Consider the following 14301-nt stretch of genomic DNA (forward strand, 5'->3'; position numbering starts at 1 on the left):
CGGGTAATAAAGACAGATAAGGCAGTGCTGTTGATAGCCCAACCAAAACAAACCCGCTAACCCTGATAAGTCCAAAAAATAACATTGACGGCTAATCAGGATTTAGTTGTTCATTTCAGTTATGTGCTCCAAAGCTGGGGGAGGGACGGCGGAATTATAACTTGATCCGCCGTGATCGCAATACCGGTGCTAAATGACGCTACTGCTTAGCGCTATTTAGCGCATGAATGGCAAAACTACCCAGCCAGTGGCCGCCTTCGTAGCTGTCGCCTATCAGATTGGGGTACGAATGTGCCATATGCTGATCGGCTATTTTGCGCAGGTGCGCATACTGCGGGTACTGCTTTGCCAGCGCGTACAGGTTCCAGGCGCGGCTGAAGTTTAAACCATCTAAATGCACCAGCTTGCCGTCAGTTCTGTCGCTTACTTTGCCTACAGCCAGGCTGTAAGCCGGGTTGGCCAGTTGCGGCATAAATTGATTTAGCCAGGGCAAAAATTGCTCTGATGGCAAAATACGTTGCATCAGGCCGATTTGTTCCAGGCAAGGCGAGATAAAATCGTAACCGCTGGGTTCCCAGTTTATCGGGCAGTTTTTATCCTGCAAAAAGTAATCTTTAGCACGCTGGGTAATAAGTTGCTGCAAGGCAGCGTTCTGCCGGCTAACTGCGTAGTCGTAAGCGAAGCTTAAGCCAAAAGCAGTGTTGGTGTGTTCGCCAACACGAACAGGGTATAACAACCGGGGTAAAAAGCTGATATAGCGTTCGGCAATCAGGTCAGCCAGCGGCTGTACATTTGCTGCCAGTTGTTTGGCCATTGGTTCTTGCCACAGGTGCAGTTCGTCAGATAGTTTCAGTAACCAGGCCCAGCCGTAGGTGCGCTCGAAGGAGGCATTAATATCTTTGCTGAAAAAGTCGACTTCACGCGCTACTTTTTCGGCAGTTAAGTTGCGCTGCAGCACCGCTTTAACATCGTTTGCCTGGGCTAAATCGGGAAACTGGCGCAGCAAGGTTACCAGCGACCAGTAACCGTGCACTGCGCTGTGCCAGTCAAAGCAGCCATAAAACACCGGGTGCAGCACTGAAGGTTCTTGTAAGTCGGCAGCACTGCCCAGCACTATGCCGGTTTTGTAAGGGTACGGTGTTTCAACACAGTGCAGCGGCAGGGCTACCAGTTTATTGGCTTCGGCCAGTGTCAGGTTATTGGGTGCGGCGTTAGCGGGGCTTTGTGCCAGGCTAAACAGGCTGACACAAAACAGGCTGATACACATTAATTTTGCACTGATAGTTAGCGCGCGGATCGTCATAATATGGCCTTGTATGCTTAGAGTAATTTAGGGCTTAAGGCTCAGAGATTAAAACAATTTTGCGCTGCTGTCTTGGTTAAACTATTTCAGCGTTACCTGCTGCAAAGGTGTTTCAGCGCTAAGTTTAAGCGGCTGCTTTGGTACATCGGCTTCTGATAGCAGGGTTTTATGCCATACACGCAGCGTGTAGTCGCCCGGCGGAACATCATTAAGCATAGCCAGGCCGTCGTTGTTGCTGTGGCTATAGTAAGGCGTGTCCAGCACCACCACCCAGGCAATCATCTGATCATGAATATTACAGCCCAGCGCGGCTACACCGCTTTGCTCAAATACAACCGGTTCTGTTGGTGTGCCAACATACAGTTTAATTTCAAACTGCTTGATGGGCGAAAACGAATACACATGATGGCGCACGGTGTCTTCATTTGGGAAGGTTACCGCTGTGCCGCGCGGAATAACCAGCACTTCGGGGATAAAGGTAGTATTACGCTGGATAATATTGGCCGTGGCTGCAGGTTTAACTGCCGCTGAAGCTGTTGCGGATTCCAGGAACACCACAGCCCCGGCCACTGGTTGGCCGTTGCTGTTTTGCACCTGTACTTGCAACTGCGTTGCTAATGTTGGCGGCGGCAGCAAAAATACTGCTGCCAGTAACAGGCTGTGGGGCAACTTAAGGTTCAATGGCGATACCTGCCAGTGCACTGCCGTCGGCCAGTGTGCCAAGCTTTTTGGTTTTACCGCTGGATAAATCTATCTGATACAGCGTGCTGGCCGGTTCTGCCGCCGTGCTGGCAGCAACGATGCCAATATTGCTCAGGTCAGAAATATCAAAAGACACCTGCTGCAATGCCGCCAGCCCCAGGCTACCAACAGTAAACAGCTGACCGGTATTGGGAGAGACTGCCGGGGTAGTACCTTCTTTGGTGCCCTGGGTCAGTAAATTACCTGCTGTGATATCTATGGCGTAGTTGGTGGTTATTTTACTGTCTTGCTGATTGTAAGTGTAAGCAGCAGCAACAACCGCCGGGGTTTTGCCATAGTGCGAATCGCCCTGTGCATACGCTAGTGTTGGGTCGGTTGATGCCAGCTCAGCTGTTTCCGGGTGTAAACGTAAGTTCTGGCCTTTGCTATTTACAACACGAATGCGGTCGGCAGCCGGGTTAAAATCAAAGCCAAACTGGCCTGGCTGTAAAGTGTTGGCAGGTAAAGGTGAGCCTACGGCAGTTAAGGCACCGGTGCCGGTATTAATGGTATAAAGCTGGCCCTTGTCAGACAGTGCAAACAACACACCATAAGCTACGCGGTAATCTATACCCAGCAATGTCTCGCCTGCAGCCAGGCCGCTAAGGGCTTTTTGCTCAAGTACTTTTTCCGGAGCTGAAGGGTTAACTTTAATCAGTTGATTGTTCTGGTTGAGTAACCAGAGTATTTCGTTGCCTTTGAGTTCTGGCATTGCTGCCATTCCTGCGCCAGATAAAAGCAAGCCAGTAGCCACTAAGGTAGAACCGAAAACCGCTTTAGTCATTTTCATATTGTATGTCCTTTCTGCTAAACTGGCCGGCAATATGCTGGCCGTTGTGATGATAAAATCCAGCAATAGCGAGGTAAATTACTCTGCTAACAGAGTAATCGTTTGATACGGTATAGCAGCGTTATTGGTTCAGCATATATTATAAATTTATATCTGTTTTAAAGCCTTGTGTACTGCCATTAGCCTCCTATGCTTAGTCTGCACCATATAATAAAAATGCTGTTGGATGAGGAACTTATGTTAAGAAAAATTAAAATTGGTAAAAGGCTTGCCATTATTTTTACATTAATGGTGTTGCTAAGCGTAATAGTTGGCAGTGTGGCTATGTTCCGCTTTGCACAAACAGAAACAAATATTAATAATATTGCCGACCGGCGCCTGCCCGCTTCCTTGCTTGCTGGAGATATGAACCGGGAATTTTTATTAATTCGTTTGTATACCCTTAATGTGCTCTATGCTAACTCTGAAACTGACCGCCAGCAGCGGCGCAGTACCTTGCAAGAGGCTATACGCAATTATCAGCAGGCTTCAGACAGTGCCGCAGTGTTTCATCAAACTGCAGAGGGAAACAGGATCTTCAGCCAGGTAATAACGGCAAAACAGCAGTACGACCAATTACACCTGCAACTGCTGGCGTTGATTGAGCAGGGCCAATTGGAGCAGGCGGAAGAGTTTCGTCACCAGAGGTTAAATGATGCAGCGGGCAAAGTAACCGAAGCCCTGAATGCAGTAGCAAAATACCAGCAAACCACCGCCAATCAGCAAGCTGAAAGTGCTAAGCACAGTATTGGGCTTGCCGTTATGAATATGATGGTAGTTGTTGCTATTGCTGTGATCGTAGCGGCAGTGCTTGGGCTGATGCTAAGCCGCAGTTTAGTCAGGCCAATGCAGGCTGCGGTAATAATTAGCCAGAAAATTGCTGGCGGTGAGCTTAATCAGAATTTTCATGATGATGAGCCAGACGAAGCCGGTGAAATGATCCGGGCGATGGCACAAATGCAGCAGCAACTAAAAAGCACGGTACATGAAATTAACCAGTCTTCGTCACAACTGGCTGCTACGTCTGAAGAGCTTAGTGTGGTAACAGAGCAGTCCAGCCGTACTTTACACCAGCAAAGTGAAGAGCTGGAACAAGGTGCAACAGCAGTAACCGAACTCACTACTGCCATTGAAGAGGTTGCCCGCAGTGCAGCGTCTACATCGCGTGATTCTGAAATAGCCAATGATAAAGCCCGCCAGGGGCAAGAGCGGGTAAACCATACGATTAATACCATACAGGCGTTGGATGGTGAGTTGCAATCGTCGCGTAACGGTATTGAAAAACTGGCCGACAGGGTGAAAGATATTGGCTCGGTACTGGGGGTGATTCGCGCCATTGCGGAACAAACCAACTTGCTGGCATTAAATGCTGCGATAGAAGCCGCCAGAGCGGGCGATAGTGGCCGTGGTTTTGCCGTAGTGGCAGATGAAGTGCGCGCCCTGGCACATCGCACCCAGGAATCAACCAAAGAAATTGAACGCATGATGCACGCTGTGCAGACAGAAACCCATAACACGGTAGAAAGCATGAACAGCTGCAGTGGTAAAGCAACCGAAACACTGCAAATAGCGCGGCAGGCAGGTGAAGCCTTACAACTGATTGCTGAAGCTATTGGCCAGATTAGTGACCAAAACCTGACTATTGCCAGTGCGGCAGAAGAGCAAGCCACAGTGGCCCGTGAGGTAGACCGTAATCTGGTGAATATCCGCGATTTGTCTGTACAAACCTCAGCTGGCGCCAATGAAACCCAGGCATCCAGCGCAGAACTGGCCCGTCTGGCACAAACCCTCAGCGAGCTGGTAAATCATTTCCGCGTGTAAATTGGCACTGGTATAGTGTATTGCAGCAGCTAATAACCTTAGCTGCTGTTTATGCTCAGTAAGGGTTCAGTTGCCTCTGCTATAGTTTTTCCTTATATCGCAGCAGGAGGTATTGATGTCTGAAGACCCGTTGAACCCGTCTGATCCTTTAGCCACACACCATACACCACAGAATTTATCTGATCGTATCGCGTTTCGTTTAACCAAAATGCTGCGTTTTTGCGCCGACACCTTCTTTGCCAAACGTTATGGCCATCGCGCCGTTATTCTGGAAACCGTAGCCGGAGTACCGGGCATGGTGGCAGGCATGTTACGGCATATGCGCAGCTTACGCCGTATGGAAGACGATCATGGCTGGATCAGAGTATTGCTGGATGAAGCCGAAAACGAACGTATGCACCTGATGACCTTTATTGAAATTGCCAAACCGAACTGGTTTGAACGCATGCTGATCCTGTTGGCGCAGGGCCTGTTTTTTACCGGCTTTTTGGTACTGTATATGGTGTCGGCAAAAACTGCACACCGGTTGGTGGGGGTATTTTGAAGAAGAAGCCGTATACAGTTACAGCTGTTATCTGGCCGAGATAGAAAGCGGTGCTATCGAAAATATTGCCGCGCCGCAAGTGGCAATAGAGTACTGGCAATTACCGGCGGACGCCCGTCTGCGTGACGTGGTTATTGCTGTAAGAGCCGACGAAGCCGGGCACCGAGATGTTAACCATGATTTTGCCAATCAGTTAGCTAAGCAGTAAATATTTGGCCACTGAGATAGGCTTTATTCTTCACAATAACTTGACCTGCCGGTTGATCTCATCTAGCTTAAGTAAGCGCTTACATTTTGGCATAAACATATAATACTGCCTGTACCACAGGTAACAAGGCAGAACCGGTAAGCGCAGCAGGACAGGATAAAGCACAGCAACAGGTGGCAATATCTGTTGTTAGCATGCAACCCGCTAAAACTCCGGGTTGCCACACTATATTGTTAGCCCCACCAGCAAATGTGTTTTGCCGCTGTTGTTATGGCTGTAAAACCGTTTCACATTCAGCATGCATTGTCCGGCGCGCTTAAGCATGCAGTAAAGTTAGCGGCGTGACCCGTTTAATTGCAGATAAACTGTGGGTTATTGCACATGAAAAATAGTAAAAACACCCCGGCACAGCGCTCCACGCTATGGCCGTCATTTTCCGCTTTACTGACACTTTGTTGCCTTGGTGCGCCGCACGTGGCACTGGCAGATGTTACTAACCCTGTTATTGGTAACCTGCTGTTTGAAGACAACTTCAACACCTTTAATACTGCCACATGGAATGAAATAGAAGGCGACGGCTGCGCTATTGGCTTATGCGGCTGGGGCAATCAGGAACTGCAGTGGTACAGCGCCAATAATCTGAGTATTGAAGATGTACCCGGCGAGCCGGGTAATAAAGCTTTGGTGCTGCAGGCGCGTAACGACGCTATTGGCGGGCGTGCTTTTAGCTCGGGCAAGATTGACAGCGAGCAAAAGCTGGCCGTGCAGTACGGCATGATTGAGGTACGTTTGCGGGTGCCGCAATTGGGTATTGGTTTATGGCCTGCAGCCTGGATGCTGGGCACCAGTACCGCCACCTGGCCGGCCAAAGGCGAAATTGACATGATGGAAATGGGCCACAGTGCTCAGGGCAGAGCAGAGGCGGGCCACCCCGGTGCCGATATCAACAGTTATGTCGGCGCTAATGCAATTTTTTACGCCGATGCTGCCTGTGTGCCAGAAAACCCAACCTGTGCTGCTATGACAGCCTGGCAAACCGACAACGCTTATGTTGCTGCCCAACCGCTGAGTAACCGCTTTGTAACTTACCGTACCTATTGGACAGACAGCCAGCTGCGTTTTACGGTAATAGACAATGGTGTTGAATATGATATGTACGATGCGCCAATCAGCATTACTGAGGAATCCAGCGAGCTGCAGCAGCCGTTCTACCTGCTGTTTAATATGGCGGTAGGCGGCAATTTCACTGACGCTGCAACCAATGCCCAGGTTACAGCGCCGTTGCCCGGTAAAATGTATATCGATTATGTGCGGGTGTACCAGCTAAACGGGATGGGGCAGGTATTTAGCGGCAATGTAAACCCACCTGAAAGTGGCAGCTTTGGTGTCTTTACCGATACTACGCCGACAACCAACCAACTGCAGGCCGGTGTCAGTTCAGATATTTATATCTGGAATCAGGCGTCGGTAGTGGCAGGCAACACTGCACCGCTGGAGGGGAATAATGTTATTGCCTGGCGTTACACCAGCCCCGGGCAATGGTTTGGTGGTGGTATTCAAACCCGGCAGGTGCGCGATATGAGCAACTTTGCCAACGGCAACATGAAGTTCAGTATCAAAATTCCGGCCAATGTTGGCTTTAAAATTGGCATTGCCGATTCCTACACCAATGAAAACTGGCTGAATTTCCCGGCTAATGAAAGCCGCTATGGTTTGGTACGTAACGGTGACTGGAGCGAAGTCACTATTCCGGTAGCTGATTTACGTGGCGAGTTAATCGCGCTGCAGGCATTAACCGGTATGTTTTATATTGCCAGCCTGGATGGCCAGTTACCCGGCAGCAGCTTCGAATTTGCCATTGATGATATTGTCTGGGAAGGTGGCGGTGGCACTGCGCAAGCTGACAGCGATGGTGATGGCGTGCCTGACAATATTGATCAATGTGCTAATACCGCCAGCGGCACAGTGGTAGATGCTAATGGCTGCCCGGTAGCCGCCGGGGCTTTTGGTGTGGCACAAACAGCCGCCGACAGCGTGCGGTTTTTTGTTAACAGCAGTGGCTGGGCTGATGTGCATTACCGTGTAAATAACGGCGGCCAGATTAATGTCGCCATGCAGCAGGCTGGTGGGGTAAACAGCTATCTGGTATCGGGCTTGGCACCGGGTAGTGTGTTGACATACTTTTTTACCTATTGGGATACGGCAAATGGTTATGCCATTGATACGGCACAGCAAAGCTTTACCCTGAGTGCGAATGGCGGTGGTACTAACCCGGACCCTGGCGGGCCAAACCCTGATCCGGGCCTGGACAGTGACGGCGATGGTGTGCCTGATGCACAGGATAATTGCCCCGGCACACCGGCTGGTACGCCGGTAAATGCGAACGGTTGCCCGCTGACAGCACTAAATGTAGTACCGCTGTATAACGCTGCAACACCGCTGGAGAGCGCTATTCAGTATGATCGCGGCGATGCGCTGGTGACCCGTTTTTCTGATCGCGCCCGCGACAGACATGCCAAAGAAAATCATTTTCAGGCCTATGATCATTACCTGACCTTTTACTGGGAAGACAGAACCGCAGCCATTGAAATTGTCGATTATGTTGCCAAAGGCGGTAACAGTATTCGTATGAATGTAGTGACACAAAATAAACTGCACGATACCGAAGCAGAAAACCGCTGGTGGTATATCGGTATGAATACGCTGGCAGAGTTTTGCGGTAATGGTGTAATGAATATGGTAGATAACACCCATTACTGGAAAGAAGAAAGCTATAACTGCCGCGAAGGCCGGCCGATCCAGGTGGGTGATAAGCTGGAGTTTGAAGTCAGCCAGTTTTTGGATGGCTCCACTTTGCCGCGTGGCCGGGCTAACTATTACGGCACCACCTTTTTATATATTGTTGGCCAGGGCATAGTGCCGTGGGATGTTACCGACAAAGAAATTTTTCAGCCGGGCCGTTACTTACAGCGTGATTCTATACCGCTGCCTGCCAGCGCACGTTTAGGTGGTGATACCACCCTGCATGTGCAAATGACCGCCGAGCCGGACGGCCATTTTCAGCAAATGGCCACTAATTTAGGCTATGACAATGGCCAGCCATTTGTACTGGGGCGGCGTTTACACCATACCTCTTTTGTTGATGGCAGCCATGACGAAAACGCTGAAAACGGTATTTTTACCGGCATGGTGGGGTTAGCTGGCGCGAATTATATTAACCAACGCTGCTCCGGTTGCCATGTGCGTAATGGCCGGGCGCCGGTTGGCGCTGTTGGTTCGCCGCTGGATAAGTGGGTGTTTCGGGTAGGTAATGCCGATGGTTTATCACATGCCGAATTAGGCCGGGTATTACAGCCGAGACGAAACGGCGGTGCCAGCAATGAGAGCATGCCATCTATTGCTTCGTTTACCGAGACTAACGGCCTGCGCACGGCCAATTACCAGTTTAGCGGTACCGTGCCTGATACTTTCTCGGCCCGTATTGCGCCGCAGTTAAACGGTATTGGCTTGTTAGAGGCCATACCTGAAGCCGCGATACTGGCGCTGGAAGATATTGATGATGCCAATGGCGATGGCATTTCCGGCCGTGCCCACCGCGTTACTGACCCTGTTACCGGTGAAACCCGTTTGGGCCGCTTTGGTTATAAAGCCGCAACTGTCAGTGTAAAGCATCAGGTGGCTGCCGCACTTAATACGGATATGGGTGTAATGACTAGCGTTTTGCCAACGCCAGACTGCGGCGCCAGCCAGAGTAACTGCGGTGGTGGTACACCGCTGGCCGATCAGCATCTGGATAACCTGGTAAAATACATCTCGTTGCTGGGCGTGCGGGCACAGCGTGACTACAACGATCCGCAGGTACTGCAAGGTAAAGCCATATTTAATTCTACCGGCTGTAACGGTTGCCATATTGAAAGCTTTCAAACCAGTGAATATCACCCGCTGGCAGAGCTGCGTAACCAAACTATTTACCCGTACACCGACTTACTGTTGCATGATATGGGGCCGGGCCTGGCCGATAACTTAGCCGAAGGTGAGGCCGGTGGTTCAGAATGGCGCACCGCACCGCTGTGGGGGCTGGGGTTATCAGCCTGTGTAACCGGTGGGGTAGCAGGCAATATAGGTTGGGATGCTTTTGGCCTGGATGGCCATGAATACTGTACGCCAGATGCTAACTATTTACACGATGGCCGCGCCCGCACTATTGATGAAGCCATCCGCTGGCACGGTGGTGAGGCAGAAATAAGCAGAGTGAACTACCAGAATCTGTCTGCAACAGACAGAGCGGCCTTACTGGCGTTTTTAAACAGTTTATAAGTAACAGCCGGCTACAGCCTAACGGCTGTCAGCCGGGTTTGCTCTGATACCTTGCCAGAAACAGCGCTATAGCCTCATTGATAATATGCGCCTGCTGTGCCGGGGTTTGTTGCTCCAGCCCAAACAGGCTGGGGTAAAACACAAAAGACTTTAGCTGGTAAATAAACTGCTTACCGGCAAAGGGAATATCGGCAATCTGCAGCACACCCGCTGCGCAGGCATCGGTTAAAAAGTTGTCTATATAGCGCTTGCAACCCAGGCTGCTGTTGTTCATGTGTTGTGCCAGTTCCGGGCGTTGCATAACCTGCATAATGGCAATTTTGGCTACCCGCAAAAAAGCCGCAGAGCTAAGCAACGCAACTTCATCTTGTGCTATACGGCGCAGTTGCTGGGCAATCGGCTGTGTAGCGTCAAAACGTACTTCGCCGCCCTCTGCCAGCTTGTCGAACATGCGCTGCAATATCGCCTGAAACAGCGCATCTTTAGTGGCGAAATGGTTGTATACCGTGCGTTTTGATACTTTAGCCTGCAGGGCCAGTTGGTCCATGCTGGTATGCTCCACGCCGCTGCTGTGGAATAGCTCTTCTGCCGCATCAAGTATTTGCATACGTTTTTTGTCGGTTAGTTTCATCGTTTTCGGCCTTGCATTAATGCAGCCATTGTAGCGCAGCACAGAAAAAACTGCACTAATCAGTTTACTTATGTGTTTTTGCATGTAAACTGCACGGTGTAGTTTATATATGGTGAGCTTATGCACAAATTAATTAAACCACTAAGCTGGCTGCTGGGCAGCCTGGCACTGATAGGGGCAGGAATAGTGATGCTAAATACCAAGATCGTAGCAAACGTTGATGCAACAACGCTAACTGATGCCAGCCGGTATCAGCATGGTAAGTTTCATAATGTGCATGCCTTTGAACAACCGGGCTTACTGAAAACGCTGGAAATTACCAAACGTTATTTCACTGAGCCGGCAGTAGACAAAGTACCGGCGAAAATCATACCGCTACTGCCACTAAGCCGGCAGCAACTTGATGCCTTGCCGGACAATGACCTGCACTTTGTTAAGCTTGGGCATTCATCGGTACTGCTGAAAGTATATGGTGAATACTGGCTGCTGGACCCGGTATTTTCGCAGCGTGCTTCGCCGTTTTCCTTTCTGGGACCAAAGCGCTTTCATCAGGCGCCCATTAGCATTGCTGAGTTGCCCCCCATTGCTAAAGTGCTGATCTCGCATAACCATTATGATCATTTAGATAAAGCCAGCATTAAGCAGCTGGCGGCGAAAACTGCACAATTTCTGGTACCGCTGGGGGTAGAAACCGACTTACAGAAATGGGGTGTGGCGGCGGAAAAGATTCAGCGTTTTGACTGGTGGCAGGAACAGGCCAGCGACAAGACGCTGATTGCTTTTACGCCTACGCAGCATTTCTCTGGTCGCGGTATTGGTGATGGTAATAATACGTTGTGGGGCTCCTGGGTTATTAAAACCCTGGCCGGTGCAGTGTATTTCAGCGGTGATTCCGGTTACTTTGATGGCTTTGGGCAAATAGGTAATAAATACGGCCCCTTTGATGTCAGCTTTATTGAAACCGGCGCTTACGATAACGACTGGGCGCATATTCATATGACACCGGAGCAAAGTGTGCAGGCCCACCTTGATGTAAAAGGCCAGGTTATGGTGCCGGTGCATAACGGCACTTTTGATTTAGCCTTTCATGCCTGGTATGAGCCACTTGAGCGGGTGAGCGCCGCCGCAGAACAAGCGGATACAGCATTGTTAACACCCGAATTTGGCCGGGTGGTGTCTGTATCACAACTGCATAACACTGTGGCGCAAAACAGCCTTTGGTGGCGGGCGCTGATGCCGCAGGCTGAACTGGCTGCTACCGGCGCTACTGCCGCGGCGGCACAATAAATATTTACCCGGCCGCTAGGTTTATATACCGGCCGGGTGCTAATGGTTTTAGCGGTTATTGTAATCAGTAATATCCAGCCCGGCATTGCGGCATACCCGCTGCAGCAAACTGTAAGCTTCTGTTATAGCGTTTTCGTTAGCTTTACGCTCACTGATATCCTGATGTGTGCCTGCCATTAACCGTGGCTGGCCGTGCTCTGTACGGTTTATTACCTTACCCTGCGTTAAAATCCACACCCAGTGGCCGTCTTTATGCTGCATACGGCATTCCAGTTCGTAATATGCCAGTTCGCCGTCAAAGTGCTGTTGCAGCAGGCGCTCAGACCTTACTCTGTCAGCCGGGTGCACCAGCTTTAACCAGGTATCAAAACTTAACGGCAGTAAATCATACAAGGCGTACCCCAGCATTTCTGCCCAGCGATCGTTAAAAATAACATCGCCGGTTTGCACATTCCATTCCCAGGTAGCCAGGCGTGAACTATCAATAAATGCAGCCAGCCGTTGCCGGTGCTGTTCCTGCTGCTTTTTATCCTGCAGCAGTTGGGCGGTTTCTTTTGTCAGTGTGCTGCGGGCTATTTCGGTTTCGGCCAGTGCAGCCAGATCCTGTAGCAAGGTAAGTTGTAGCGGATTCAACTCACGCGGCATATCGTCAATAATACACAACGTACCCAGCGGCAGGCCGTCAACTGAATGCAGCAGCACACCGGCATATAGCCGTATGGCAGGTTCGCCGCTTACCAGCGGGTTATCAGCAAAGCGTTCATCTGCCGTCGCATCCGGTACATATAGTAACTTATCGTTAAATACCGCGTGGGCACAAAACGATATATCTCTCGGTGTTTCTTTTAGCGCAATGCCCTGGCGCGATTTAAACCATTGCCGGTGCTCATCAATCAGGCTGAACAGGGATATCTTACAGCCAAACAAGGCCTGAGCCAGCCGGGTAAAACGGTCAAATTCATCGCTTGATGTATCGTCCAGCAAGCCCGAGGCAACCAGTGCTTGCAGCCGTTCAGCTTCATTATCAGGAACATCCGGTAAGTGCATAAGGTTACGTCATTAAAATAACTGGGGTATTTCAGTGTAAGCTAAAGTAATAAACACTGCTAACAGTGTTTTGGGGAATTATATAAAAGGCATGTTAAGCGGTATCAGATATGCTCCAAGCTTCTAAATAACTCAAATAAGCTCCTATATTCTTTAATATTTTGCGGATATTCCGGCTGAGCATTCTCAATGTTTTAAGTGATTCGTCTGCTTCAAGTTTCGCCTCTTTAAGCTTAATCACACTGCCGCCAATGGATACCTCTTGAATAAAGGGGGCGAATACTACAACCAGGCTTACAACAGTTGCTGCAATTAGCAACGTAACAAATTCTGAACCGGTTAACAGTCCCTGATCTAAGAGTTTAAAACCGGCCCAATAAGCAAACACACCAAATAGCAGCGCAAAGCCAACTAACCATTTGTGATTTCGAATAAACCAATCCATTGAAACTCCTTATCGAGGTCTGGTTAGCAAGTTATTTAAGCTAATAGTAGCTACTGTACTATAGTTATCGGGTGTTTTAACGCCTGGATTAAGCCACGCAGCGGAGCTGCGTCGGCTTGAATGAATAATTGTTCGTACACAAAGCTTAGCTCTCCCTCCAATCATCCTCGTTCCCTGAGCAGAGTCGCATGACTTCAGCCACCAGTGGCCAAAACTCCTCATAGCCGGATTTCATGTGGTTGTCCGGCGATACCCAGAAGAAGTGCACGGGCCGATCAAGTTCGCCGCGAGTATTTGCATTAATGATGTGACGCGTGTGGTGCAAGCGTGACATGAATTCTGAATTAAGCAGTCTGGTCGTTTTATCAATCAGAACAGCATCAAGAAATGTTACGTAGATTTGAAGCGTAGTAGTGATTTGCAATGAGCCTTTAGTTGCTGTGTCCTCGAACATCTCCCACCACTTGACGTTACCCTTGCCATCAGCATAGGGAGACATTGCATTCAAATTGAGCGAGGCTAAGGCACTGCGCCGTTCACTTCTTAACAGATCAAGCGGTGACGTTGGTCTGGGGTTGTCCTTGTCCCAATACTGGGAATCCTTAAAGATACGAACGACTTGCTCTAGGCCTCGCAGAAGTTCCTCTCGGCCGGTTCTGGCGATCTGTGTACGGAGCGCTTGTTGCCCATGATTACGCAGAGTTACCAATAGTGTGGCTATCAATGCAGCAAATGATATGCCGATGACAACCCAGCCCGTGGAAGTTATTTTCTCGATGCCAGCTCCTTGATCGTTCCATGTAGGAGAACCCGCGATGGCGACAAGTGCAGCGCCGAATGCTACGAGTGGCGGCAAGAAATCGAGGGCTTTGGAAGTTCGCGTCATCTTCATTAGCGGCTTGTTCGCTGTAATATATTGTTGGTATCTTTCATTATTCTATTGCCATTTTGAAAATTTGAAAAACTGTTGCCCTTAAGCTTGCAGATGCTGTTGAAAGAGCTTCAGTCTCCAAGGAGGCTTTTATCTTGGAAATGACCCGTCCTAAATAAAGTTGACACTTTCCAGCTTCTTTTTGGAGAGTGTAATGAAAACAAGTAATAAACGAACTCAGCGGGATTACTCACTGG

Annotated in this window: 10 protein-coding genes and 1 pseudogene; 4 read left to right on the forward strand and 7 right to left on the reverse strand. The window is 49.6% G+C overall.

Annotated elements, in window-relative coordinates; translation table 11 throughout:
* Positions 1 to 199 precede the first annotated feature (199 nt).
* The 3 genes from M2404_RS05270 to M2404_RS05280 all read right to left on the reverse strand — a co-directional run bounded on the left by M2404_RS05270 (position 200) and on the right by M2404_RS05280 (position 2834).
* The gene (locus M2404_RS05270; RefSeq protein ID WP_259238670.1) at positions 200 to 1303 is read right to left on the reverse strand and encodes a DUF2891 domain-containing protein; all 1104 of its coding nucleotides are present in this window, start codon (positions 1301 to 1303) and stop codon (positions 200 to 202) included.
* Positions 1304 to 1384: 81 nt separating this feature from the next.
* A complete protein-coding gene (locus tag M2404_RS05275) occupies positions 1385 to 1984 on the reverse strand; it encodes a methylamine utilization protein (RefSeq protein ID WP_259238671.1) in 600 nt (199 codons plus the stop codon).
* Positions 1974 to 2834: a DUF4394 domain-containing protein gene (locus M2404_RS05280; RefSeq protein WP_259238672.1), complete on the reverse strand. Its 861-nt coding sequence runs from the start codon at positions 2832 to 2834 to the stop codon at positions 1974 to 1976. Before M2404_RS05280 ends, M2404_RS05275 begins: the two co-directional genes overlap by 11 nt.
* 237 nt (positions 2835 to 3071) lie before the next feature.
* Between M2404_RS05280 and M2404_RS05285 the strand changes: the two genes are divergently transcribed.
* From M2404_RS05285 to M2404_RS05295, 3 genes and pseudogenes are all read left to right on the forward strand, one after another.
* Positions 3072 to 4694: a methyl-accepting chemotaxis protein gene (locus M2404_RS05285; RefSeq protein ID WP_259238673.1), complete on the forward strand. Its 1623-nt coding sequence runs from the start codon at positions 3072 to 3074 to the stop codon at positions 4692 to 4694.
* Positions 4695 to 4809: 115 nt separating this feature from the next.
* Positions 4810 to 5446, forward strand: a pseudogene (locus tag M2404_RS05290) (alternative oxidase).
* A 381-nt stretch (positions 5447 to 5827) separates the two neighbouring features.
* A complete protein-coding gene (locus M2404_RS05295; protein WP_259238674.1) occupies positions 5828 to 9763 on the forward strand; it encodes a di-heme oxidoredictase family protein in 3936 nt (1311 codons plus the stop codon).
* A 28-nt stretch (positions 9764 to 9791) separates the two neighbouring features.
* Here the strand turns inward: M2404_RS05295 and M2404_RS05300 are convergent, their stop codons facing one another.
* The gene (locus M2404_RS05300; protein WP_259238675.1) at positions 9792 to 10478 is read right to left on the reverse strand and encodes a TetR/AcrR family transcriptional regulator; all 687 of its coding nucleotides are present in this window, start codon (positions 10476 to 10478) and stop codon (positions 9792 to 9794) included.
* A gap of 36 nt (positions 10479 to 10514) precedes the next feature.
* On the opposite strand from M2404_RS05300, the gene M2404_RS05305 reads away from it, so the two are divergent.
* On the forward strand, positions 10515 to 11681 hold the full coding sequence (locus tag M2404_RS05305; protein ID WP_259238676.1) for an MBL fold metallo-hydrolase: 1167 nt from the start codon (positions 10515 to 10517) through the stop codon (positions 11679 to 11681).
* Positions 11682 to 11729: 48 nt separating this feature from the next.
* Here M2404_RS05305 and M2404_RS05310 read toward each other — a convergent pair whose 3' ends face one another.
* From M2404_RS05310 to M2404_RS05320, 3 genes are all read right to left on the reverse strand, one after another.
* Entirely contained in the window at positions 11730 to 12728 is a 999-nt protein-coding gene (locus tag M2404_RS05310; protein ID WP_259238677.1) for a PAS domain-containing protein, read from the reverse strand.
* 94 nt (positions 12729 to 12822) lie between these two features.
* Complete coding sequence (locus M2404_RS05315; RefSeq protein WP_259238678.1) at positions 12823 to 13173, reverse strand: hypothetical protein; 351 nt, start codon at positions 13171 to 13173, stop codon at positions 12823 to 12825.
* Positions 13174 to 13318: 145 nt separating this feature from the next.
* Positions 13319 to 14059: a hypothetical protein gene (locus M2404_RS05320; protein WP_259238679.1), complete on the reverse strand. Its 741-nt coding sequence runs from the start codon at positions 14057 to 14059 to the stop codon at positions 13319 to 13321.
* Positions 14060 to 14301: the final 242 nt, after the last annotated feature.

Origin of the sequence: Rheinheimera pacifica (assembly GCF_024809855.1) — a bacterium.
GTDB classification, from domain to species: Bacteria; Pseudomonadota; Gammaproteobacteria; order Enterobacterales; family Alteromonadaceae; genus Alishewanella; species Alishewanella pacifica_A.